This is a genomic window from Bacteroidota bacterium, assembly GCA_030706745.1.
GTDB lineage: Bacteria > Bacteroidota > Ignavibacteria > Palsa-1295 > Palsa-1295 > PALSA-1295.
The window spans coordinates 62,576-87,601 of sequence record JAUZNX010000013.1; the positions used below are offsets into that span (position 1 = coordinate 62,576).

Below are 25,026 nucleotides of genomic sequence, written 5' to 3' on the forward strand. Positions count from 1 at the left end.
GGAAGACCACTCTCCGTTTTGCGTTTGTTGTAAGGTTAGGACTTCTCGTACTGCGACTTATATTTTTTGATCGCTTCAAAAATGGCGCGGGCGTAATCGGCTTGTCCCTTTTCGCTTCTGAGCAACGCCTCTTCTTTCGGGTTGCTGATGAAGCCGGTTTCTATCAGCGCATTCGGCATCGCCGCGCCGACCAGCACGAGAAATCCGGCTTGCGAAACACCATCATTCCGAATCGAGAGCCGCTTCGATAATTCCTTCTGAACGAGCGACGCGAATTTCTCGCTGTACTTCACGTCCTGACTGCGCGCCATCGAGGTTAGGATAAAATCTTCGTCTGTCAACTCGTGATAGCGCGCACGTTCTTTCTCGTAGCTGATGACCGCGTTCTCTCGCGCGGCGACGCGGATTGCCTGATCGGTTTTTCCGGGTCGCAGAATATAGCTTGTGAAACCCGAGGCATTCGATGGCTTTTGTGGTGTGGAATTGCAGTGGACGCTGATGAACAGCTTCGCATGCTTCTCATTCGCGATTTCGCCGCGGCGGTACAACTCAACAAAACGGTCGTCCTTCCTGGTATAAACGACCTTCGTGCCGGGCAGCTCTTTTTCGATCAGGCGACCAAGTTTCAGCACGATTCCAAGCGCGGCCTGCTTCTCGAAGTAGCCGTGGGTGCCGACTGCACCCGCGTCCTTGCCGCCGTGCCCGGCATCGAGCACGATGACATCGAGCCGGGGCTTGCTGCTAACACCACCGCTATGCGAAGGGGCGAACAGGAGCCAAGCCAGGAACAGGAAACGTCTCACGGAGCCACTAACGCTTAATCCGATTGAATTCATTTCTCTTCCAGAGCATTATAGCCGACGATGAAACTTGGACTGATCGGCGCTATGCCTCAAGAAATCGAAGCGATCGCCCACGATTTTACCACGGATCACACCGAGCGGATTGCCGGTCGGGATTTTCACGTCGGGACATTTGCCGGTGTGGAGGCTGTGCTTGTCTTCTCGCGGTGGGGCAAGGTCGCCGCTGCGATGACGGCAACAGCGCTCATCGAGCGGTTTGGCGTCGATCTCGTGATCTTCACCGGAGTCGCCGGAGCGGTTCACCCCGAGCTATCCGTTGGCGACGTGGTGATTGCCGACACGCTGATCCAGCACGATTTCGATGCGAGCCTCTCCGGAATGTTTTCGAAATTCGAAATTCCGCTGCTTGGAATATCCCGGTTTCCGGTCGAGGCGCGACTTAGTAAGATGGCACATGCCGGCGCCGAACGCTTTTTTGCTGCAAGCGAATCTACGAGCCGCGCTGTCATCGGCACGATTGCCAGCGGCGATGAATTCATCGCGGGCTTAGAACGATTGGAGGAAATCCGGCAGGCAATTCCCGGCGTGATGTGTGTGGAAATGGAAGGCGCGGCCGTCGCGCAAGTGTGTCACGAGTACAAACTGCCGTTTCTGGTGATTCGCACAATCTCGGACAAAGCGGATCACTCCGCCGCTGTCGATTTCATGACGTTCCTAACGGAGACGGCGGCGATCTACTCGCATGGGATTTTAAAGCACCTCGTCACCGAACTTAGCGGTAGTTCGTAAACTGAATGGGAAAGTCGAATCCCGGAGGGATTTCGTCAAAGACGGGCGCGCCCGGCCCGACTGGGGTTCATCATCTCGACCGAGAGCTTCATCCCGAGCGAGCGAAGAACCGCTCCAACACTATCGATCTTGGGGTTGCCTCGTGGTGATAATGTGCGATAGAGATTTTCTCGATTCAGTCCTGTTTTCCGGGCAAGCAACGATAGTCCGCCATTTGCCCGTGCAACATGGCCAAGCGCAATGAGAAAAACTCGCGGGTCTTCATCTTCTAAACATGCTCTTAAGTAGGCAGCGGCCTCGCTCGGATTCTTCAAATCCTCAATCAGCTCGTCCTCATAACTCACCGAGGGTGCTGGAGGCCTTTCTTTCTTTATAGTCTTTCCAGTACTTTTTCGCATTCCGAATGTCCTTTGATTGTGAACTCTTATCTCCGCCACACAATAGCAATACGATCTCTTTGCCATCTATGCCATAGTAGAGGCGGTAGCCAGGTCCTTCATGGATTCGAAGTGTTTGCACTCCCTCACCTTCAGGCTTCGTATCACCGAAATTCCCGAGTGAGGCGCGAACCAGACGTTGGCGCACAATTACTCGCAATGGCGCATCCAACGATCTTAACCATGAGCTGAATGGCCGTTCTCCATTCAGCGTGTTGTAGAGCCGCAGTTCGCGAGTGATGGCTTCCACTAATTCAATTGTGTAGCTTTGAAGCTACAACTTCTAATGAGAACAGAGAGTTCGAAGGGGAAGGGGATGGATAAATCTCCTACCGGTAATTCGTAAACTGAATCGGGAAGTCGAAGGTCTGGCCTTTGAGCGTGGCGATTCCCCACCCTGATGAGGTTTGTGGATGTTTGAGCAGGCCCGGGCTAGTGCAGAAAATAGAACGGAACCACGTTAGAATTAAAACGTAAAAAGTAAAATCCGTCAGGCAATTGTTCTGCGTCAATTATCACGTGAAGCTCCGGTACGCAGTCGTGTTGAAGGTAGATGCGGCCCAATGCATCAAAAACCTCGTAGCGATCAATGAGATATTTTGAAACGATGTTCAGAGATCGTTCTGTGATTGAGATAGAGGGGGTTGATCGCAATTCTGCTTGATGCACGGCAGATCGTTCGGGGCAGGTGATCTCATAATTATAGTTTAAGACATCAGCGGTATATCCACTTTTAATCACCGAAGCACCCGCTGTAAGCACGAGATCCGAATCCTCAACATCTCGCTCCACTGGCATTAAGGATGTGTCTCGAACCATATAGAGGGTCTGACCACAGTCCATGTGACCCAAAGAATCCTCTTGAAAAAGCCATGTGTCCGCATTGAAATCCGATGTTATGACAAACCCTCCGCTTCTCGTGAGAGCAATTGGTCGATTACCGTAATACTGATAATAGGACGCTGTTACTCCATTAGAAAGTAGCGTTGATTCCAGTAGCCTACCGGAGCTATCGATTCTTAGAATCGCAGGACCTTGATTGACAGTCTTGATGGGGTATCGGTACATAAGGGAATCCCACACGGATGATACATAGAAGCTATCCATGGAGGCAGATAGAAAATACTCATGATGTAATTCAATTGCCCTTGCTGACGCTGTCCCTCCGTAAACATGTAGCCATAGAATATTCAAATTATTGTCTAATTTAAGGCAAAAGGCCGCATCAGTTGAAATGGTGTCCAGAAGGCGGTAAAAGTCGGCATTCCCAGCGATAAGAAGCCCTGAATCCGAAGTATTGACAACAGACTCCGCACTGAGTCCGACAATATAAGTTTGATTCGCGAATGTATTACCCAATCGTATCGCTTTGGTCCGAATTGTATGACCAGACGTGTCTAAAGCCTGCACGAAGAGGTCGCCAGAAGACTTAAGATTGCCGACAATTGTCATCCTGTCCGACTTCGGCTGATAGCTCAACGCGCTCGGGTTTGCATCTGAGGAATCAATACGAATCAGCCGCTTCCAAACGAGCGAACCGTCACTTCTATATCTTCCGACATACTCCGATTGCAATTCTCCGATTGCCAGGAGGTCGTTGCCACAAGGTTTAACATCATATCCTTCCGCTCCGACATACATGTCGATAAAACTCATTAAGGGAATAGTCCCATCCACGGAGCACCGCAATAAAATAATAGAATTGTCATCACTGCCGATTGCATAAACATCTCCATCAATGCCTTGTGTGAGACCATTGAAGCGTGACCGGTGGTCTGGGAGATTGATAAGTCGCTCCCAAAGCTTCGTTCCATCCGCACCGATACGCGTGAGTACTGGCATTAATGGATTCGAGCCCCCGTATTCCCTGCCAGACAGAATGAAGCTGCTGTCTCGCAATTCAGTCGTCGCTAACGGTTGAATTGGACCGAGCTCCCACCGTTGAAAGGGCTGGGCGTAAGCGGCACATCCGATTAGACACCCAACGAGAACGAGGATCACTCTTTTCATAAACACGAATTACATTCGGTATAGGCCGGACGTTCCATAGGGGCAGCTATTTGACCATCCGTTGTTCCCTTATCGATAATTCGTAAACTGAATCGGAAAGTCGAAGCTCTGGCCTTTGAGCGTGGCGATGGCCTCTTGAAGATCGTCTTTGCTCTTGCCGACGATGCGAACGGCATCGCCCTGGATTTGCGCCTGGACTTTCATCTTTAGCTCTTTGACGAGCTTTGTGATCGTCTTCGCCTGTTCGCCTTCGAGTCCGTGCTTAAGCTTGATCGTCTGCCGGAGTGACATCCCGGTTGCCTCCTCGGCTTTCTGATAATCGAGCGCCTTGAGCGAGATGCCGCGCTTGATCATCTTGCCGTTCAGGATTTCTGCGAGCGCGCGGAGTTTCATGTCGTCCGAGGTGTGGAGGACGATCGTGTGCTCTTTGGGATTCCAGTCGATCTTGGTGTTTGAGCCTTTGAAATCGTAGCGCTGCTCGACTTCTTTGCGTGCCTGATTGATCGCGTTATCGACTTCCTGCTGGTCTACTTCCGAGACGACATCGAATGAAAATTGTTGTGCCATACTTCAAAAATACGGAATTGGAGAGCCGTTCAAAAAAAGTCGCCCTCAAATGTGTAACCTTTTGCCGCTTCACGGGTCTTCTATACTGGAGGATTCTTCCAAGGCGGATCCGTGAAACACATCTGGTTTTTGATCATTCTGTCTTCCCTGGGTGTCTTTGCGTCCCGGGCGCAATCACAATGGACGATTGTCGCCCGAAATTTGGTGCCGGTGGTGCCAGACGCCGAAAACGGAGCGATTGTCCACAAGGATGGAATCCTCTGGGCTGGTGCGCGTGGTCTGTTCGAATCCCGTGATAGTGGTCTTACCTGGCGAGAAAATATCGGCTTTCCGTTACAACCGGATGACGAGATTGTGGACATTCAGCTTTATGACACTGCGAATCTGCTCGTCACGGGCTATAACGGTATCTATCGTAGTACGAATGGCGGGGCGACCTGGCGAATCCTTCTGAACGATACCGAAATCAATTACGCGGCCAGCGGCTGCTTTGTCGGTTCTCCGGATACATTCGTCGTTTCCGATTTTGGCGGCGAGATCTGGCTGTCGAACGATGCGGGGAATACCTGGACCGTCCACCGGCTCGATACGAACGCCTCGCAGGTCATGTACCGACAGGGAAACCTCTACGCACTGATGGGAATCGGCATCCCGCCTCAGACTCCCTTGATTGGCGGATACATGTATGAGTCAACCGATCGGGGCATCACGTGGTCGAAGCTTCCGGGAGAGTTCGATGAGGACGCCTACAGTTTCACGTATGACTCATGCAGCGGGTCGACTATCTATGTGACGAACGAATGCACTGCCAACAGTTATGATCAGACCTCGCAACTCGTAACCTCTGCGGACAATGGTTTGACGTGGCAATTGAGCGCTAGTAATACTTCGAATTTCTTTGCAGGCTCGATCGCGACCGGCCGCCAGTGCATCTTCACATCGACGACCACTGACGGTGTCCTGCGCCTGACCGGCTCGAATTGGATTCCCATCGGGGGGCCGAACTGCGCCATTGATGACCGCTCGCTGTGCGCGCTCAACGACCAGCTCATTCTTGGGTTCGATGCCAATGGTAATCTATTCCGAACGTCGAACTCCGGCGGAATCCCTGTTCCGGGAAATTATATGCCGCCCACGATTTCGTCGTATGCCTTATTTGCAGGTGACTCGCTCACACCCTGCTCATTCGAGACGAAGAGCGTTACGATTCAGCCCTATTCCGGGACTACCTGCAATCTTCCCACGATTCTTTCCCAACGCTTGAGTGGAAAGGACTCTGCCTACTTTCAGTTCATTCACACGTCTACGACAAGTCTTACCCAACTCGATTCGGATGTGATCCTGTGGCAGCCAGGCGGCCCTGCTCGGGACTACTCCGCAACGCTTACAATTCGGCTGAGTGATGGAACAGTGTGGAACATCGCACTGAAAGGACATGGCGAGGACAGCGTGAATGAAACCTTGAATCTCTATCATGCTTACTCTCATTTTGGAGGGAGTCTGACAGATACGATCGGCGACATAACCTTCGGCATATCAGGCAAGCCCATCCCGTATCCTTTGCGAGCCCGGTTTACATGGGACACTTCGGTTTTCATCTTCAATGATGCAGTCGACCCAAGCGGGAATCGAATTGATCTCAGCTCTAGTACGGGTTTCGCGGAGCTTCAATTCAATCCTGTTGGTGGCCTTTCGAGTGACTCAGTGCTGGGGTATATTCACATGGAGTTTTATCCACAAGCGCACAGCGGAATTCCGAGCGATACATCAGCGGATCACCGATGTGGGATGCTTGCGCTCGATTCGGTGTGGCTGCTTCGGAATGATATTATTTGTGGCAGCTATCGTAGTTCGGCGAGGTCGATCTGTCTCGAGGGCAGCGCATGTCAAACCGGCCTGCTCAGCGGTTTCATGCGCTACGGTACTGTGCCATCCTTCCGCATCGCACCGAATCCGACGACAGGCATGACCGAGATCCAGGCGTTTTCCACTCTTGATGGACCATTATCCGCTGCGACGATTGAAGTCTTGGATGCGCTGGGTACGGTAGATTTCCGCACGGAGGCCGATCTCTCTGCCGGCCCAGTCTCACTCAATTTGACTAAGATACGGTCAGGGCCAAAGTTTGTCAAAGTCACTACTGCCGCCGGCGAACGCGTGCTTCCGCTGATGTTAGAGAAATAGGTCTCACTACCTTTTGGCTGGGGAGCCGTTGGTTTTCCAGAAAGTGGTGCTTTTATGAAAAACAAACTCAAATAGTAAAATAGCAGCATGAAATGCCCAAAATCAGCCTGATTTCAGCATATTGGCAATTGCCATATTCTGAGCCATCGGACGCTCTACTCAGATTTCTGGTCAAATCTGCGTGACCTTGTGTAACCTTTTGCCTTCTCGTTGGTCTTAGTAATATAGGATTCATCACACGACATGCAAGAAGAAACCAAAAAGCCAGAGCGAGACTCGGAATCAGGGATACCTGTCTCCCAGCCTTTCTTCTCGCCACAGGATGATTGGTCGCCCAGCGAAGGCGTGTTCGATGAGTTTTCGGGTGAAGCGGGTACCATCAGTGATGCCCTCTCCCAGGAAGCGCCCTTCTCGATTTTAGCCGAAAATGCCGGCGGCGCACTTTCGGAACGCGCCACCGCCCGGCTGAATGATTGCGATTCGAAGTTGAAGCTGGAATTCCTGAGTGGGAACGTCCAGACGAGCACAGAAGCATTCATGCGCTTGTATGCGAAATACGAAGTTCCGCTGTTGCTCTATTGCAAGCGGATGCTGCGCAACGAGCAATCGGGCGAGGATGCCTTTCAGGATACCTGGACACGAGTGTTCGAATTCCGGCAGCGGAAAGATGTGACGATTGACCACTTTCGTGGCCTGCTCTTCCAGACGGCGCGCAATCTCTGCTTCAACATGCTCCGAGTGGAAAAGCCGCATTCGAGCGAAGAGCTCGATCCGTTGATGGTTGAGGAAGCTTCCTCGCGGGAGGCAACTTCACGGGAAATTCAGGACTTGATGGTCCGCGGACTGGCAAAGCTGCCGTTCGATCAGCGAGAGATTTTCGTGCTGCATGAGTATTCGGGATTCGCATATGGCGAGATTGCGGATATGATGCAGTCCTCCGAGCAATACGTGAAAGTTCGTGCGTATCGTGCTCGTATTCGACTTCGGAAGTTCATTCAAGGATGGTTAGGCCTCGCGGAGTCCGACGATCCGTCACACTACATTTGATAGCTCGGTTTTGTAATTTCCATGCGGCTCCCAGGCCGTACAGCATTTAAGATTATGGTCATGAGACAAGAAGAACAGATCAGCCGATATTTCGATCACGCGATGACCTCGGGTGAGGAACAGAATTTCCTCATTACGCTGGCCGCCAGTGATGCGATGCGTCTTGCGTTTCGATCGCAACTCGAGTTGATGAAGGCCGTCCGCAGCGATGCTGACAGCCTGCGTATGGATCAGCGGCTCATCCGCGATCGTACGCTCACGGCGTTGGGACTCTCGGCCACCGCCGTGACACCTTTTATCGAGCAGGAGCTGGTCGGCTCCGCTCACGCGCAGGGAGCGGTTGCCGCCCCTCTTCGTGGTATTCTCAGTCGGCCGAAGTACGCTTTGGGTACGGGCCTGTTTCTTGGGTTCTTATCGGCGGTCGCGGTGATGAATATCACGCCGAAGCACTTGGGCCAGCCAACCCCGGTTGTCCAATCTGTCACACAGCCAGCGTCCCCCGCTGTTGCTCCTCTCACGCATGAAACAATACCGGCCTCCAATGGCTTGCATAATGTGACGGATGAGCGGTCATTCGTCGCAGCCGGCCACCCATCATCGCATGCGCGTCACGCGCAGGCAACGAATGTCAGCACCAGGACTTCGGCGACGCCAGAAGTGTTGGATAGCAAGCCGGCCCAGATGGATGTCAAACCCATAATTAAGAAACCCGCGGACGATCGCTCGCCCGTGGATAATTCGACCAAGGCACCGTAAAGCCAGTGAATTACGAATGACAATTGACGAATGACAAATTTGGATGCACATCTGCATCCAAATTTGTCATTTGTTATAACGAAGAACGCTATCGGCAATTGATTCAACGTTAGACGCTGCGTCTTTTGCGTCCGTCTGCTGCTTCGGACGCAATGCTACGATGCCCGCTCCCTTACTTCAATGACGGGCAGGACTACAACCACGCGAGTTTATGCCTGGCGCGCAGCGCTGGGCATCGTCGCGCTTGCCCTTCTCGCTGAGTATGCTCTCGCCCAAACGGAGCCGACGAAACCCTCGCTTTTCGGCAGCGTTCAGCTGTCGAATAATCTTAGCTTCTCCTCGATTCCGGCATACGACAACTCCTATGAATGCGGCACATTCCAGCAAGGCCATAAGTGGTTCGCGCCCAGCTTCCGCATCGGCGCGAGTCTGCCCCAAGGTCCCTCATGGTCGTTTGGTGGCGCGCTGATGTATCATGATCTTTCGACGAACTACACGCTCAATGCGCAGGAAACACCCCAGACGCCCTTAGCTCGCGATCCATTCGGAAATTACGTGGCCATCACACGTACCCGGACGCTCGATGTGAGCCTCTCCATGCTCGCGGCATCGCTGTTTGCATCGTATGAAGTGCTTCCGCGATTTGCCGTCACAGCCGGACCATACGCGGGATTTTTGACGTCGCACTCACTGAGTCAGAGCGAAGCGATTGCATCGCCTTCGGGTGCGGTATACGCTGACAATAACAGGAGCGTCCGAGCCGTATCCAGCGCGGCGTTCAATGTCCATCCATTTCAGGCTGGCTTCGATCTCAATGCGTCCTACGAGCTATACTTCCAACCGAATCTTTGGCTTCGGCCATCGTTTGGTGTGATGCTGCCGGTAACGAGTATCTCGGATCGGAGCACAAGCGCATGGCGCATTCTACCGACGGGCTTTGCACTTGGGCTTGTGTATCGTACTGGCGAGTCTCCACCGCCGGCAGCCATTGCCTTGGTCGATACGCCCTTCCGCGAACCAGTGCCAGATGTAGCCCCGGTGGAAGCACCGCAAGTATCGCCAGCGCCGGTTAATCACGTCCTCAGTGTATCCATCAGCGCGTTTGGTGTGAACGAGGATGGTACCGAGGTCGAGGAGCCTCTGTTGACGATCGAGCGTCTGCATGTGACCGAGGTCTATCCCATGCTCCATTATGTCTTCTTTGACGATGGCGCTTCGAAGATTCCATCGCGGTATCATCAGCGAACTGCCGCAGAGCGTGATGCCTTCGAAGTATCGAGCCTGTTCACATCCGGCGCTCTGGAGATCCATCATAATGTGTTGGATATTCTCGGCAGGCGATTGCACGATGATCCATCGGCGAGCGTGACGCTTGTTGGAGCGCGAAGCATCCACTCACGAGGCGATGCCGCACGAGGACAGGCGATTTCGCGAGAGAGAGCTGAATCCGTGGCTCAGTATTTCGAGACGGTCTGGGATGTAGCGCCGAATCGGTTGCATGTTCGAGTGCGAGATTTGCCGGATGTCGCGTCTGACGATCTGAATGCATTTGGTGAGGCGGAGAACCGCCGCGTCGAAATTATCCCGTCTCGCGACGGGATTGCCGCGCCGTTGCACACCGAGCGGATCGAGCGAGTGGCCACACCACCACACATCAGTTTTTATCCCGAGATCGTCAGTAGTGCCGGCGTGCGGAGTGCGACGATCGAGGTCAGGGAGCGTGACCGCGTGCTTCGCTCATTCGATGCGCTTACCAAAGGAACGACAGGCGCATACGTTTGGACGCTTGACGAACAGTCCATGCCCGATCGCCGCGACTCCCTCAATTATACAATTGTGGTCATCGATAGTCTTGGGGATACTGCCAAAGCCGAAGGCACGATTCACCTTCGGCAAAAGATTCGCAACCGAACCGTCCATATCACCGATACGACGCTCGATAAGGAAGTCGAGAAGTACAGTCTGATTCTATTCGATTATAGTTCGTCGCAACTCGACCGGAAGCAGGCGGAGGGTATCATCCATGACATGGCCGGCAGTATTCTGAAAGGAAGTCAGGTTACCCTGACGGGCCACACGGATAAGACTGGCGACGACCAGTTCAACGAGAAGCTTGCGCGCGATCGCGTCACACGAGCGGCCGACATGTTGCAGGCTGCATTACGGCGATCGGGTAAAGGTAAGCCCTCAATGCTCGTCGAGTCCCATGGTTCGCGAGACGATCTGTTCGACAATTCCATCCCCGAGGGGCGGGTGCTCTCGCGGACTGTTCGTGCACTCATCGAAAACGAGGTACGCTAGCCGATGAACGCACGACATCCGTATCTGCTGGTACTGGCGCTTCTGGCGCTCTTCTCCATGATGCTTGGTGAACGAGCCGTCGCGCAGAATTGCCCGCGTGGAATGCTGAACATTAGTGGAGCCGCCTCTTATGTTGCCACACCCGGCATCCAAGCGCTGAATCTGACCCATGGATTTACCATCGAATGTTGGGTCTTACCGGCCGGCCTTTCTCCGAATGCCGGTATCATTGATAAAGGGCATGGTGGATTTTCCGCGTATGGGATTTTCCTGGGACCAGATTCGGAATATACCGGCGTTATTCGGCGTGGGATACCCGACAGTGTGACCTTGCAGCCTGCCGACTCATTTTATAATTGGCACCACATCGCTCTTGTCTATCGTCCCGGCGATAGCTTGTATCTATTTGTCGATAGCGTCCGAGTTGCGAGCAGGAGTGCCAGGTCAATTCTATCCATTGATTCGAGCACCGATAGCATTCGAATCGGGATGAGTGCCAATGGCGCCAGCTTCATTGGTCTGATCGATGAAGTGCGAATTTGGAACACGCCACGATCGCTTGCGACGATTCGAGCGAATATGTTCAACGTTGTTCCGGGCACAGACACGAACCTCGTGCTCTATTATACATTCGATGATGGAGAAGGTCTCACTCGCGTCCATGATTTTTCCGGACACGGCCGCGATGGATTTCTTCGTGGTCCCAGTGTCGACTTGGTTACATCGAACTCACCCATTCGGAATGCCGCGCCAGGCTGGCAGCTCGCCTCTCGCGAGAGGCAGATCGTCATTCGGACATTACGATGCGTAGGCTCGTTCGACACGGTCATCTACGTTCATAATATCGGACCGCGACCGGATACGATCACCTCCTACACATTCAATCATAGCCTTGCATTTTCGAGCGTTTCGAATTTCCCGATCCCCCTGCGCGCCGATAGCAGTTATTATGTCCCGATCGATCTGCATTTTGAGCCCGGAAGTGGCGGGAGCTATGATAGTGTCTATAACGATAGCTTGTTTATCTCCAGCACCAACGAATGCGGTGGAATATTGGGAATTGCCGTTCACGCGAGCTATGATAGTGTTGGACTTCTATTCAATCCAAGTGTGCTTGCGTTCGACTCCGTGTATAATTGTCTGTTACCCAGGATCAAGACGGTCACAGTGACGAACGTCAGCCTGACGGATTCCGTGACACTCGAGTCGCCAGTCATACCCTCTGGCAGCGGATTGATTCTTCTGACCCAACTTCCTCGACGGCTCGCTCCCGGCCAAACGATGATTGACACCTTTGAACTGCTTCCTGGGAAGCGCGGACCACTGACAGTGCAGGCCGGAATCCAACTGGATAAGTGCTCACGCATTGCCCGATTGACCGTCACCGGGTTTCGCCAGCAGCCCGAGCTTTCCCTTCCGCGCACGATTGATTTTGGCGCGGTCCCGGCGGATTTGGCCGGAATCACACGCGACACCACAATCCTTGTGACGAACACCGGTAATGTCGATGATGCAATCCAATCTGTGACATCATCGGACGCGACGCTTACAATACTCGATGGGCGTGAAAATCAATTTCGCGCGCCGGGCGATACTCTGCAATTGCATGTGCGATTACACCCAAAGACCTGCGGTCATCTGACGGCGACCCTTCGTATGCGGGGCGTTTTGTGTGCAACTGATACTTTAGCTGCTATTTCGATCGATGTTGTGCCTCCGGCGCCGTTGATTGCTCCTGCGATTGATGTAGGCCGCATTTGTCCGACCGGTTCAGTAATGACTGAGATGATGGTGGTCAATCCCAATGACCGTCCGGTTCGATTGGATAGTATTGGGTATTCGACGTATGGAGTATTTTTCAATCCACCTTTATTTCCGTATCGAATTCCCGCTGGCGATAGCATCCAGATTGAATTCCTGTTTCAACCGCAGCTCGATGGCGACTTTGTCGATACTGCCTATTTTCAGATGTCGCCCTGCGGTACTGGTATTGCCGTTTTGCGCGGATCGCGCGGGTATCCAGGTCTCGCATTCAACGCGCCGGTGCTTTCATTCGGGCGCGGCTGTGACACAACGCCGATCGCGACTAGTATTACTTTGACGAATGGAACGGCGCGCTCGGTGACAATTACCGATACGATTCACTATGGCTCACCTCGGTTTAACTTTGCGCCGTTTTCACTGCCGGTCACGCTCGCACCGGGAGAGTCGAAGCAGTTCGCGGTGCGGTTCAAACCTCATTTGGGTGAATTAGATACCGGCTCGTTCGTATTCATCGGGGCCGAGGGATGTGTTGCTGTGACGCTTCCAATCCGAGGCTCGCGGGAAATTGCACGAGCCGCATGGAGTCCACCAAGCCTTGAATTCGATACGGTCTGTCATGGCACCTCCAAATCGCTGAGTGTACAACTCGCAAACCTCGGGATTGATACGATCGACATTAAGAATGTCGCCATCTCCGGCGTCGGATTCTCTTTGGATTCCACGCCCAACTCAATCGGAGGCAAGGGAACATTCACCATGATATTCAACAGTACCAAGCCTGGTGAACATAATGGAGTTCTGACTCTGACGGTAGACGACTGTGGTACGCAGTTCACGCTGCCACTTCATGCGACGGGAGGCGCCCTGCCCGAGATCGTGCTAACGGACTCGCTATTGAATTTCGATTCAGTTCATGTCGGGGATTCAGTGGTGCGGTGTATTACACTTAAAAATCCCAGTTGCACACCACTGCATATTTCAATTGATACCAGCGGCCTTGTGGGATTCGCTGTTCACGAAGTTCCGATACTCCTGCTGGCACGGGATAGCATTCAGTTGTGCGTCACGTTTCGTCCCTTTACGAATGGCTCGACCGATGTAACGCTTAATATCGCCTCTGATAGTGCAACCGGCCGGACAATAACGCTGCTAGGTGTCGGCCTTTCACCAAATGTTCTCGTTGTGGAACAAGCACTCGATTTCGGATATGTTCTTCGTGGTGCAGCAAAAACGCTTGATGTTCATCTTTCAAATATTGGCAATGAGGGTGCCGTGATTAGCGCGACAAAATCTCAACCGGAATTCACGCTGTCGCTCCCGGCAACGCTACCCGCCAGCGGGGCAGATGTGATTGCGGTTACCTTCAAACCAGACCCAACGACTAGTCTTGTGCTCGACACACTGCTCGTGAGATGGAGTGGTCACGTCGATACAGTGTTTCTGCGCGGAGAAGGGACAGATACAGGATTGCTCTTAAGCGCGCACGGCATCGACTTCGGCGATGTGCATGTAACCGACTCACTATCAATCCCTCTCTATATCACCGCGACAGAAGGCACTCCGAGTGTCAAGAGTGTTATGTTTATGCCGCCGTCCATGCTTCGGTTTAGCGATAGCGCCACAGTGCCGCACACGATCACGTCGGATCATGATACCTTGACATTGAACCTGACATACCATCCACTGCTGGAAGTGCGCGATACGGCGCGTCTTATCATCGAGGATGATTCCGCTCGGTTCGACACGGTGCTTCTTACGGGTCGTGGTGTCGAGGCACACGTGCAGATCAACCCATTATGGCTCAAGCTGCAACCAGTGACGATTGGAGATTCGAACCACCAGCTTATCACTATTAGAAATATCGGGACCTATCCGCTGTTTGTAACAGGGCTGCGCATTGGACCGGACTTCCGGGCGGACCAGAACTTGCCGGGAGTCGCGATTGATCCGGGTTCTCAACGAGGGTATCAAATGACGTTCTTGCCAAAACGAGCGCGAACGCTGACGGACACGCTATATATCACGACCACATCACCCGACGTAATTCCGCCGGTCATCCTGATTGGCACCGGTGTGTATCCACTTGGTGAAGAACCGAGCTTTGGGTATTCGGTGGCTTCCACACTCACACGCGCCGGAGATCGCATACAAATACCAGTATCGATCTTCGGCACACGAATTTCGAAGATCGATGCGGATAGTGCCACACTCGATGTCTCATTCGATCCAAGTATGGTGCTCTTCCATGGCACCTTGGCAGGACCAGCCAGTCTCAGCACACCGAAGATGCGAAGGCTCACGGACAGCACCGTTGAGGTTACGGTTGCGATGGACTCGTTTGCCGTCTCCCCGATATTCATACTCGATGCCGAAGCACTGCTCGGGCCGAACCCGACATCGTACATTCATGTCATCGCGTCTAGTCCCGCGGCCGATCAGGCAGAATCCAAGACCGATGGCTTATTTCAGGTTGCCGATTGTGGTGGGCCGGTGCATGGTGTCGTGTTCGCGGGCGATTACAGAGTCTCGCGCGTTGCGCCGAATCCTACATCGAGCGATCTTACCATTTCCTATCAACTTGGCCTCGATGGGCCTGTCACGATCGACTTGTACGATCCGCTTGGGCGTGTCGCCAAGCACATCGATGGCGGCTCGCAGAAGCAGGGACAACATACTGCTTCGATCGACCTATCCAGCCTCCCGGCGGGACGATATGTCTATCGCCTGACAAGCCTCGAATATCACGAAGAGGGTGCGGTGCTGGTCGTTCGTTAGGGGAGGGAGAGTGCAACTGGAGTCTCCTCCGCCAGTGCCAACTGCCCGCAGGCGGCCTCAATGTCAACGCCTGAACTGGATCGAACCATCACACGGACGCCCTCGGCGCGGAGCAGCGTGAGGAAGCGCTCGAACTCAGCTTTCGGCGCGGGTGCAAGTTCAGCGGAGATGCCTTCGGGATGGGTGAAGTCGATCGGGTGAAAGGGGATGACGTTCACCTTGCTTGGGCATCGGCGCGTGATTTTAGCGAGGCGTTTCGCATCGGCTGGACCATCGTTCAATCCGCGGAACACGATATACTCGTAGGTCACGGGAATGTGCGACTGCTGATAGTAGTCTTCCATCGCGGCGAGCACTTCTTCGAGTGGGTAGCGGCGATTGATCGGCATAATGCGCGAGCGAAGCTCGTTCGTCGTCGCATGTAGCGAGAGTGCAAGCTTCACGCCGAGGTTCATCCGCGTGAACTCGCGGATGGCATCCGGCAATCCGCTCGTGGAAACTGTAATGCGGCGCTTGCCGAGAATTTCGTTTTCGGGATCGGTCAGGATGCGGATGGCGCGGGCGACGTGCTCCAGGTTCAGCATCGGTTCACCCATGCCCATGAAGACGAGGTTCGTGATGCTCTCGCCAGTCAAACGTTCGACCTCAAAAACCTGTAGCAATATCTCTGCAGTCGTGAGATTGCGTTTGAGCTTCAGGGATGCCGTCGCGCAGAATTTGCAGTCGAGCGGGCAGCCCACTTGTGTCGAAACGCAGAGTGTCTTGCGCTTGACTTCATCGCGCGCATCAAGCATCTCGCTGGGAATCAGCACGGCCTCGATCTTTAGTCCATCGGCCAGTTCGAAGAGAAATTTTCGGGTGCCATCGATGCTTTCGGAGAGATGCGCAAGGGCAAGCGTCGGAAGCTTGAACTGCTTTTTCAACTCGGCTTGCAGCACCTTCGGCAGATCGCTCATTTCCGCGAACGAGCGGGCTCGCCGAGCATAAAGCCAGCAATAGACCTGCGCGGCGCGGAATTTCGGCACGTCGGGCAGTTCACGTGCAAAAAGCTCCTGAAGCTCTTCGCGGGTGCGGCCAAAGAAATCGGGTGGGGCAGGGGTTCGCATGTGGGGCACAACACATCGCACGCCGGGCAATTCCCATGACTCGAAACTCACCGTTCCGAGTTCTCGTTGGCCCGGGCGCAAATGCGTATTCTAATCGTTGGGACAGCCTTTCCTCTTCGCGGCGGCATCGCGCATGCCATCGCGTTGATTGCGAAATCGCTCCGGGAACGTGGGAATTGGGTGCATGTCATGACGTTCTCGCGGCAGTATCCCAAATTGCTGTTTCCAGGCAAATCCCAGGACGAGGCTCCAATTAAGAATGACGAATTACGAATTACAGGTGAGGATGAGAACGAGTCTCTTCGCAATTCTCAGGTGATTGACACGATCAATCCTGTCTCGTGGTATCGCGCGGGCCGAATTGCGGCGAGTTACAAACCGGACCTGATTGTCTTCAAGTACTGGATGCCGTTTTTCGCGCCTGCGTATGGTGTACTCGCGCGTGTTGCGAAACGCATTACGCGGAAGCAGGGACACGAGTGTAAGATCGCGTTCATCGTGGATAACGTGATACCGCATGAGAAGCGGCCCGGCGATATGATGCTCACGCGCTTCGCGTTTCGTGCGGTCGATGCCTATATCGTCCAGTCGGATTCCGTCGAGCGCGAACTGCTCCAAGTCGTACCAAATGCGAAGTACGTGAAAGTACTTCATCCCGTCTTTGAGAATTTCGGTCAACGGGTGGATCGTACCGGGGCCCGGGCCGCACTCGGAATCCCAAAGGATGCGCCGACGATCCTGTTCTTCGGCTACATCCGCAAATACAAGGGACTCGATATTCTTTTGCGTGCGATGCCGCTCATCCTCAAGAAGCTGCCGGAGCTACGGCTTGTTATTGCGGGGGAGTTCTATGGCGATGAGGCAGAGTATCGCAAGCTCATAGAAGAGTTACAGATTCCATCGAACAATTTGGTTCTTGCTACGGACTACATTGCGAACGACGAAGTCGCGAAATACTTCAGCGCATCGAATGCTGTTGTGTTGCCCTATCGGGATGCGACACAATCCGGCATCGTTTTGATTGCATATAATTTCGATACTCCTGCGATTGTGACAGATGTTGGCGGACTCGCAGAAGTTGTGCCGGACGGCGTGAGTGGACTTATCGTGCCAAAAGCGACGCCCGAAGCCGTTGCCAAACGCGTGCTTGAATTCTTCGCGCAGGACCTCGAAGCTAAACTCATGGCTGGCGTAGCTGAGCAGAAGAAGAAATATTCGTGGGACGCATTTGCGGAAGGGATCGAGAGCCTTGTCAATCTCTAACACGCGTCCCGAGGTCCTTTCCGTCCGGGGCTTGACAAAGGTGTACGGCGATCGTCCGGCGGTGGATGGAATTTCGTTTGCCGTTCGGCAGAATGAGATCCTGGGTCTGCTGGGCCCGAACGGGGCCGGAAAAACGACGACGATCAGTATGTTGCTCGGTGTGCTCGAACCCAGTTCGGGCACAATCGAAATCGAGGGCATCGATGTGTTGCGGAATCGCTCGAAAGCCATAGAGCGGACAAACTTTGCAGCGGTATATGCACCACTGCCTGGGAATCTCACCGTCGCACAAAATCTTCGCGTCTTTGGACTTCTCTACAGGGTTCAGAATCTTTCGAGCAAGATCGAGGAGCTGATTCACACGTTCGAGCTCGGTCAATTTCGTAACACGAAGTGCGGTGTGCTTTCGAGTGGCGAGCAAACCCGCGCCGGACTTGCGAAAGCAATGCTGAACGATCCGCGAGTGTTGTTGCTCGATGAGCCGACGGCCTCTCTCGATCCATCGGCAGCGCAGTATATCCGTGAGCGGCTAGTGAAATACGCACACGAACGCGCAGTTGGGATTCTGTGGACTTCACATAATATGTATGAAGTCGCGGATGTTTGCGACCGGGTGTGCTTTCTCTCACGCGGGAAGATTTTGCTCGAAGGCGATCCGAAGAGCATGCCGGCGGAGCACGGTAAGAGTTCGCTCGAAGAGTTGTTTATCACCGTGGCGCGCGAGCCGCTCAGTCTCGGGCAACCAGCATGAGCACGGAGAGGATATACGCCATCCTGTTGCGCGTGCTGTATCTCATGCGCGGAAGCTTCACACGCGTCGTGCCGCTCTTTGCGTGGGCCGCAATCGATATTGTGCTCTGGGGATTCATTACCCGCTATCTGAACAGCGTTTCGCACTCCGGCATGAACTTCGTTTCCACGATGCTCGGCGCCGTACTTCTCTGGGATTTCTTCACGCGGGCCATGTTCGGCGTCACAACATCATTCTTCGAGGATGTCTGGTCTCGGAATTTTCTGAATCTCTTTGCGACACCGCTGAAGACCTCGGAGTATCTCACCGGGCTGGTGCTTTCGAGTGTGCTTACAAGTTTCTTCGGACTGGTAGTCATGCTCGTGCTGGCAACACTTGTTTTCGGACTATCCTTTTTCGCATACGGTGCCCTCTTCGTGCCGTTCGTGATGGTGTTGTTCCTGTTTGGAATTGCACTGGGTATCCTTTCGATATCGATCGTGCTTCGTCTCGGCCCTGCCGCTGAGTGGTTTATCTGGCCCATGCCAGCGATCCTCGCGCCGGTCGCGGCGGTGTTTTATCCCATTTCAGTTTTGCCCGAGCCGCTGCAATGGATCGCGAGGCTTCTTCCGGCTTCCTACGTCTTCGAAGGGCTTCGCGCAATAGCCGCGCATGAAGCCGCACCCGTCGGAATCCTGGCCATCGGCGGTGTCCTTTCCATCTTCTATATTGTTCTCTCTGGCTGGGTATTTGCGCGCACCTACCGCTATGCTGTCCGTACAGGACTCATTGCGAGATACAGCGCCGAAACCGTATCCTAACATCTATCGTGGCAAGCGAACTCGGCAAGCCCGCCGATTATGGGCAGTTTATCCTCGAACGGCGATACCGGCTGGCGAAGGCGTACGCACCGAACGCATTTGCGCGCGGTGGATTCTATCTGGATGTCGGCTGTGGCAACGGCGCACAGACTGTGCTTTATGCCAGGCACTTCGACCGATGGATGGGCATTGACGTGGAAGAAGGTCGCCTCAATGAGTTTCGACACTTTGTTGATGGAATTAGGAATGACGAATTACGAATGACGAATGGTGACCCGCTTGCCGCCATTCGTCATTCGTCATTCGTCATTCGTCATTATGATGGCGACCGAATTCCGTTGGATGACAACAGCGTCGATTGTCTGACGTGTATCGAAGTGATCGAGCATACTCGAAGCGATTCCGGTACGATTTCTGAGTTGTTCCGCGTGCTCCGTTCTGGCGGGACCGCGATAATTACCGTGCCGAATAAGTGGTGGATCTTCGAAACGCACGGCGCAAATCTGCCACTGTTGCCCTGGAACCGCGTACCGTTTTTTTCCTGGCTACCGTATGCTATTCACTCTCGCTATGCAAAGGCCAGAATCTATCGCAAGAGCCAGATCGAACGGCTCATTCGCGATGCTGGATTCCAGATTCAGAAGTCGCTTTACGTTACGGCCCCAATGGATATGCTGAAACCCGAATCCCTTCAGCGTGCCGTGCGCCGTGCGATCTTTCGGAACGATGCGACGCCGATTCCCTTTTTGTCCACGTCTGTGATGATTGTCGCTACCAAACCATCGGTGTCAGCCTAACCATGACCGCAACCGAACACCCACGCATTCAGGCTCTGAAAGGAGTCGTAAGCGAGAACGACCGCTATTACTTTGGCTATCAGTATGGCCTTGGTGCGGAACACCTCGTGCCATATTTCAAATCGAAAGGAGTTCAGTTCGCAGGTAAGAACATCTGTGAAATTGGCTGTGGCGAGGGCGGCGTGCTTGCGGCGATGGCGGACGATGCCCCTTACCCAACGCAGACCCCTGGGGGGCCGAGAAAAATTCTGGGTATCGATATCCGTCAGGAAGCGATCGACCGTGCCGAGATTATCTTTGACGCACTCGGGATCAACTCGGAATTTCACATTCACGATGTCACGAATCAGGAGACGCCGCCGGAGTGGCGCGAGCAATTCGATTTCGTTACGCTCCGCGATGTGATGGAGCACCTGCACGAGACGGAGAGAAGCCTGCAGCATGTGATGGATTTTCTGCGGCCTGGCGGCTATCTCTACGTCGTGTTTCCACCCTATTATTCGCCGTTCGGAGGTCATCAGCATCTTCTTCGGACTGTCTGGGGCAAACTCCCATATGTGCAGGCATTGCCGGATGTGCTCTTTCAGCCAGTCGCGAAAAGCGGGCAATTGGAAATCGACATCGAGGAGGTCACGCGATTACGAGACATCCGACTGACCATTGGGAAATTCCGTAGTGCTGCCAGGCAGGCTGGACTCGAATTAGTGGATGAACAGCTTTATTTGCTTCGTCCGGTGTTTAAGCTCAAGTTCGGGCTACCGGCCATCAAGATGAACGTGCTCCGGCACGTGCCATTGTTGCGAGAGATTGCGGTGCTCGAAGCCGGATATTTATTGCGGAAGCCGGATCGTTAGTTTACATGATGCAACCTGTTCTCACCACTGCGCAATCGAAAGGCGTCGATAAGCATTTAATCGAAGAGATCGGCATTCCATCCCTTGTGCTGATGGAGAATGCCGCGGGTGGCGCGGTGGCTGCAATCGAGGATTGGCTTGCTGGCGCCTCCGAAATTGCAGTTGTTTGCGGCACCGGCAACAATGGTGGTGATGGACTCGCGATTGCGCGGTTGCTGACGGAGCGTGAGCATAATGTGACTATCTTCTTGGCCGGAACGCCGGAGAAGCTTTCGCCGGATGCGAGAGTGCAGTATGATGCGCTCTCAAAGTTGATCGATCCCGATGAGGTATATTCCTTCGAAACGGCTGAAGAAATCTTCGATATCGTCGATGGTCCAGACATCGTCATCGATGCGCTACTCGGCACCGGCTCGAAGGGAGAGCCACGAGAGGCGATTGCCGAGGGGATTCGGGCAATCAACACGTTCCGGTCTTCCAGTGGCGCAAAAGTCCTCGCCATCGACATTCCGACCGGCCTCGATAGCGATAGCGGAGCAGCATCCGAGAATGTTGTTATCGCCGATCGCACGGTTACGATGGCAGCGCCAAAGCTTGGATTTTATCACGGGAATGCGCGGGCGTATACTGGCGATATTCATATTGCCCCGCTAGGTGGTTCGCTTCCGTCCGCCGAAGGGGATCGTGCCTTCCTGGTGACGGCCGCGGATCTTTCAATTCCTCCCGTTGCGATTACTTCCTCCAAGATCACACGAGGTCGGGTGTTGGCTATTTGCGGCTCGCGCGGAATGACGGGAGCGGGCATTATGTCAGGCGGGGCAGCTCTGCGATCGGGATGCGGGATGGTTACGGTTGCATTGCCGGAATCGGAGCGCAGAATCGTCGCGCAAGCGGTGCCGGAATTGCTCACTGTCGGTATCGCAGAACTCGATGGTGATCCGGCGCCGGGTGCGTGGTTTGATTTGCAGGATCATCTCGAACGAGTGGATGTGGTACTCATCGGCTGCGGCCTAAAGCCTGCGCCACACACCACGGAATTCGTACTCAAGGTAATTGCGGATGTGGACAAGCCAATGGTAATCGATGGCGGCGCGCTCGGTGCGTTGGCAACGAATCTGGGAGTGCTGAATTCGCGGAAGAGTCCTACGATCCTGACTCCGCATGTCGGCGAGTTGGCGAAACTCGTTGGGAGACCATGGCCGGAAGTCGAGCGCGAGCGGATTGCTGTTGCACGAGTTCTAGTGGAGAAGTATGGTGTTATTGTGGTGGCGAAGGGCGCACCGGCTGAATACACGGTCACGCCGGATCGAACCTGCTATATCAACTCGTCCGGAAATCCCGGACTTGCCACGGCAGGCACGGGCGATGTGCTGGCCGGGATGATCGCGAGCTTTCTCGCGCAGGGATTCGAAGCATCGCGCGCTGCGACAACTGCGACTTATTTGCATGGACTTGCAGGCGACTTTGCCGCAACAGAAAGCACACAACATTGCATGACGGCCACGGATGTGATTGCATTCTTGCCGCAGGCATTTAAATCGATCGGGGCAAAATAATGGCATCGTGGCAAGGCGTTCTCCGAAAAGACCTGCGTATCGAGTTTCGGACTCGGTATGGCGTGAGTGCCGTCGTGATGTTTCTGCTCATCACGGTTGCTGTGATTCTGTATTCGACGCCAGGTGAGCAGTTGCAGCCCAGTATCATCAGTGCGCTGCTTTGGATCGCATTGTTCTTCGGTGCCATGACTGGTCTGGCCCGGTCGTTCGTCTCTGAAGAGGAACGGGGAACGGCACTCCTCCTTAGGCTTTACGCATCTGGTGATAGCGTAATGATCGGCAAGCTCATTTACAATCTGGGTCTGATGCTAATGCTTGCCGTTTCCGCTGTTGTGTTCTTTCTGTTCTTTTTTGCTCGCGATTTCAATGTGCGTGACTGGGGAATATTCTGGCTCCAACTTGTGCTCGGTGCTGCCGGCGTTGCCGCAGTCTCGACGATTCTATCGGCCTTGATTAGCCGCGCCTCGCAAAAGGGGGCATTGCTGCCGATTCTCGCATTGCCCGTGCTGATGCCGCTTGTTATCGCTACGACAGATGCCACCCGAATCGCGATCGAAGTGCCGAATGCCTGGGTTGGAGCGCGCGGAGACATTTTGATACTCCTTTCGTTTGATGTCGCAATGATGTTGGTCAGCTATGTGCTGTTCGACGTGATTTGGAAGGATTAGCCTGGACCTTATATCATGAGATTAAACGGATTAATGAGATGAGACTTTTTCGGTCGAATCTATTTTTGTGGTGCTTAGGCATTGCCCTGGCGATTCAGGTGTATATCGCATTCGAGACACCGATCGGCGGTAGCTTTTCGGACGCGACGACGCTCGCAATGAACGGCGTGCAGGACGTGACGCCGGTCCGGGCCACGTTGGTGTCTACGGATTCCGCGGGAGCGCTCTTCAAAGATCTGTACGGGGAGCCGGGGCGCGTGCATGCGTCCAACGGGGCGTATGGGGCATACAAGGCTGGCGATGTGCTGGTAATCAGTGTTGCCTACAATCTTTCGGCGAAGTCCTTCAATCTTGTGGAGATCATCCGCGCCAATCCGATGATGACGTTTCCGATGATCCAGGGACTTGGCGAGTTGGGACGCAACATGCTGTTCCACGTCCCGATGGCGATGGTCGCCTTTATTGCGTTTTTGGTCGGGACGATCTACTCGATCCTTTTCCTTATCAAGAAGGATTTCGAATACGACCGTCATGCGCGGGCTGCCTCTGCCGCCGGATTGTTGTTTACGATCCTTGCGACGGTGACTGGCTCAATCTGGGCCCGGTTTAGCTGGGGGACCTTCTGGAATTGGGATCCTCGTGAGACATCGATCTTCATTCTGCTGCTTATCTATGCGGCCTATTTCATGCTGCGGTCTCTGCTCGAAGAGAGCGAGGACAAGAAGGCCCGCATTGCGGCGGTCTATAATATCATCGCATTCGTGAGCGTGCCGTTCCTTATGTTCGTTGTGCCGCGCATTACGCAAAGTCTCCATCCCGGCGGGGGCGGCACGGAGGCGCCGGTCATCAATCTTTCAGGACAAACGCATACCGATCGCACACTGCTGGATATGCACTGGATTTCGGTGGTGCTGTTTCTCTTCGTGTTTTTCTGGATCAAAGATATGTACACCCGCATTCTCCGGCTCGAAGCAAAACGAGCCGAGGACGCGTAACTAACTCTTCTATGGACTTTCTCGAACATCATGCGCTTTACGTCGTCGGCATCATTTCGGCGGTGATCTGGCTCGGGCTGTTTCTCTTCATGTTTAGTACAGAGCGAAGACTTCGCAAGCTGGAAGCTGACCAAAAATAGGACGGAAGCATGGCGCTCCGTAAAGTTATTTAACGGTTGCTATCGGATGGCTCTCACTTTTTGACGAATAGAAGCAGGATTGGACAAGTTTCTTTCCGGTGCGGTTCTTGAGCGGCATCATACATGGGGTATCATAAATCCGCATTGAGGATGAACGAGTACTCTTGAACTTTAGCCTCAATTGGCCCTGTTTGGCCTCTGGATAGGAAAATATGAAAACTAAGCACATTATTGCACTCGTCATTGCGGTTGCGTTTATCGCGGTCGCGGCGTTCGCTCTCGTCGATAACAAGATCGACTATTCCGATTTCGATAAAGCCACTTCCGATGGTCGTCGAGCGCAGGTCTCCGGGACATACGATAAGGACAAAGGCTCGCAGTACGACATCAAGTCGAACACGTTCACCTTTTTTATGAAGGACCATGCGGGCCGCGAGATGCAGGTGAAGTATGCGGGCGTTCGTCCTAACAATTTCGAGCTTGCTCCGGCCGTTGTCTGCGTCGGAAAGGTCGAGAACGGTGTGTTCGAAGCATCGGACATCCAGACGAAGTGCCCTTCGCGCTACGAAGGTTCTGGCAAGATGCAAAATCCCTCTTCGTAAATCCTTTTTCTTCGTGCCTCGCGTTTTGCGGGACACGCCTGTCGTGGGACGCGTAGGTCTC

At 53.8% G+C, this 25,026-nt stretch carries 22 protein-coding genes; 16 read left to right on the forward strand and 6 right to left on the reverse strand.

Features of this window, described 5'->3' with window-relative positions:
• Positions 1-35: 35 nt before the first annotated feature.
• Positions 36-803 (reverse strand): N-acetylmuramoyl-L-alanine amidase, encoded by a 768-nt coding sequence (locus Q8902_13030; protein MDP4200481.1) that lies wholly within the window; start codon positions 801-803, stop codon positions 36-38.
• 60 nt (positions 804-863) lie between these two features.
• Between Q8902_13030 and Q8902_13035 the strand changes: the two genes are divergently transcribed.
• A complete protein-coding gene (locus Q8902_13035; protein ID MDP4200482.1) occupies positions 864-1,592 on the forward strand; it encodes a 5'-methylthioadenosine/adenosylhomocysteine nucleosidase in 729 nt (242 codons plus the stop codon).
• 35 nt (positions 1,593-1,627) lie between these two features.
• Here the strand turns inward: Q8902_13035 and Q8902_13040 are convergent, their stop codons facing one another.
• From Q8902_13040 to Q8902_13055, 4 genes are all read right to left on the reverse strand, one after another.
• Positions 1,628-1,906 carry a putative addiction module antidote protein gene (locus Q8902_13040; protein MDP4200483.1) on the reverse strand — a complete coding sequence of 93 codons (279 nt, stop codon included), beginning with the start codon at positions 1,904-1,906 and terminating at the stop codon, positions 1,628-1,630.
• A gap of 19 nt (positions 1,907-1,925) precedes the next feature.
• The gene (locus Q8902_13045; protein ID MDP4200484.1) at positions 1,926-2,279 is read right to left on the reverse strand and encodes a type II toxin-antitoxin system RelE/ParE family toxin; all 354 of its coding nucleotides are present in this window, start codon (positions 2,277-2,279) and stop codon (positions 1,926-1,928) included.
• Between the two features lie 182 nt (positions 2,280-2,461).
• Entirely contained in the window at positions 2,462-3,871 is a 1,410-nt protein-coding gene (locus Q8902_13050; protein ID MDP4200485.1) for a hypothetical protein, read from the reverse strand.
• 237 nt (positions 3,872-4,108) lie between these two features.
• Positions 4,109-4,606 carry a YajQ family cyclic di-GMP-binding protein gene (locus tag Q8902_13055; GenBank protein ID MDP4200486.1) on the reverse strand — a complete coding sequence of 166 codons (498 nt, stop codon included), beginning with the start codon at positions 4,604-4,606 and terminating at the stop codon, positions 4,109-4,111.
• A 111-nt stretch (positions 4,607-4,717) separates the two neighbouring features.
• On the opposite strand from Q8902_13055, the gene Q8902_13060 reads away from it, so the two are divergent.
• The 5 genes from Q8902_13060 to Q8902_13080 all read left to right on the forward strand — a co-directional run bounded on the left by Q8902_13060 (position 4,718) and on the right by Q8902_13080 (position 15,433).
• The gene (locus Q8902_13060; GenBank protein MDP4200487.1) at positions 4,718-6,790 is read left to right on the forward strand and encodes a hypothetical protein; all 2,073 of its coding nucleotides are present in this window, start codon (positions 4,718-4,720) and stop codon (positions 6,788-6,790) included.
• Positions 6,791-7,033: 243 nt separating this feature from the next.
• Positions 7,034-7,837: an RNA polymerase sigma factor gene (locus tag Q8902_13065; GenBank protein MDP4200488.1), complete on the forward strand. Its 804-nt coding sequence runs from the start codon at positions 7,034-7,036 to the stop codon at positions 7,835-7,837.
• Between the two features lie 60 nt (positions 7,838-7,897).
• Positions 7,898-8,593 carry a hypothetical protein gene (locus tag Q8902_13070; GenBank protein MDP4200489.1) on the forward strand — a complete coding sequence of 232 codons (696 nt, stop codon included), beginning with the start codon at positions 7,898-7,900 and terminating at the stop codon, positions 8,591-8,593.
• Between the two features lie 180 nt (positions 8,594-8,773).
• On the forward strand, positions 8,774-10,894 hold the full coding sequence (locus Q8902_13075; GenBank protein ID MDP4200490.1) for an OmpA family protein: 2,121 nt from the start codon (positions 8,774-8,776) through the stop codon (positions 10,892-10,894).
• Between the two features lie 3 nt (positions 10,895-10,897).
• A complete protein-coding gene (locus Q8902_13080; protein MDP4200491.1) occupies positions 10,898-15,433 on the forward strand; it encodes a choice-of-anchor D domain-containing protein in 4,536 nt (1,511 codons plus the stop codon).
• On the opposite strand, the gene rlmN is transcribed toward Q8902_13080, so the two are convergent.
• Positions 15,430-16,539 carry a 23S rRNA (adenine(2503)-C(2))-methyltransferase RlmN gene (gene rlmN, locus Q8902_13085; GenBank protein MDP4200492.1) on the reverse strand — a complete coding sequence of 370 codons (1,110 nt, stop codon included), beginning with the start codon at positions 16,537-16,539 and terminating at the stop codon, positions 15,430-15,432. The two genes, Q8902_13080 and rlmN, sit on opposite strands and share 4 nt — an antisense overlap.
• An 81-nt stretch (positions 16,540-16,620) precedes the next feature.
• Between rlmN and Q8902_13090 the strand changes: the two genes are divergently transcribed.
• From Q8902_13090 to Q8902_13135, 10 genes are all read left to right on the forward strand, one after another.
• Entirely contained in the window at positions 16,621-17,802 is a 1,182-nt protein-coding gene (locus Q8902_13090) for a glycosyltransferase (protein MDP4200493.1), read from the forward strand.
• A complete protein-coding gene (locus Q8902_13095) occupies positions 17,789-18,553 on the forward strand; it encodes an ABC transporter ATP-binding protein (GenBank protein ID MDP4200494.1) in 765 nt (254 codons plus the stop codon). The genes Q8902_13090 and Q8902_13095 overlap by 14 nt, the downstream gene beginning before the upstream one ends.
• Positions 18,550-19,353, forward strand: a complete 804-nt coding sequence (locus tag Q8902_13100; GenBank protein ID MDP4200495.1) for an ABC transporter permease — start codon at positions 18,550-18,552, stop codon at positions 19,351-19,353. The genes Q8902_13095 and Q8902_13100 overlap by 4 nt, the downstream gene beginning before the upstream one ends.
• Positions 19,354-19,361: 8 nt before the next feature.
• Positions 19,362-20,150 carry a class I SAM-dependent methyltransferase gene (locus tag Q8902_13105; GenBank protein ID MDP4200496.1) on the forward strand — a complete coding sequence of 263 codons (789 nt, stop codon included), beginning with the start codon at positions 19,362-19,364 and terminating at the stop codon, positions 20,148-20,150.
• Between the two features lie 2 nt (positions 20,151-20,152).
• Positions 20,153-21,004: a class I SAM-dependent methyltransferase gene (locus Q8902_13110; protein ID MDP4200497.1), complete on the forward strand. Its 852-nt coding sequence runs from the start codon at positions 20,153-20,155 to the stop codon at positions 21,002-21,004.
• A 5-nt stretch (positions 21,005-21,009) separates the two neighbouring features.
• Complete coding sequence (locus Q8902_13115) at positions 21,010-22,560, forward strand: NAD(P)H-hydrate dehydratase (GenBank protein MDP4200498.1); 1,551 nt, start codon at positions 21,010-21,012, stop codon at positions 22,558-22,560.
• Positions 22,560-23,228 carry a heme exporter protein CcmB gene (locus tag Q8902_13120; protein MDP4200499.1) on the forward strand — a complete coding sequence of 223 codons (669 nt, stop codon included), beginning with the start codon at positions 22,560-22,562 and terminating at the stop codon, positions 23,226-23,228. The genes Q8902_13115 and Q8902_13120 overlap by 1 nt, the downstream gene beginning before the upstream one ends.
• Before the next feature lie 38 nt (positions 23,229-23,266).
• Entirely contained in the window at positions 23,267-24,223 is a 957-nt protein-coding gene (gene ccsA, locus Q8902_13125) for a cytochrome c biogenesis protein CcsA (protein ID MDP4200500.1), read from the forward strand.
• A gap of 11 nt (positions 24,224-24,234) precedes the next feature.
• Positions 24,235-24,363 (forward strand): CcmD family protein, encoded by a 129-nt coding sequence (locus tag Q8902_13130; protein MDP4200501.1) that lies wholly within the window; start codon positions 24,235-24,237, stop codon positions 24,361-24,363.
• 212 nt (positions 24,364-24,575) lie between these two features.
• Positions 24,576-24,965 carry a cytochrome c maturation protein CcmE gene (locus Q8902_13135; GenBank protein ID MDP4200502.1) on the forward strand — a complete coding sequence of 130 codons (390 nt, stop codon included), beginning with the start codon at positions 24,576-24,578 and terminating at the stop codon, positions 24,963-24,965.
• The last annotated feature ends 61 nt before the right edge of the window (positions 24,966-25,026 follow it).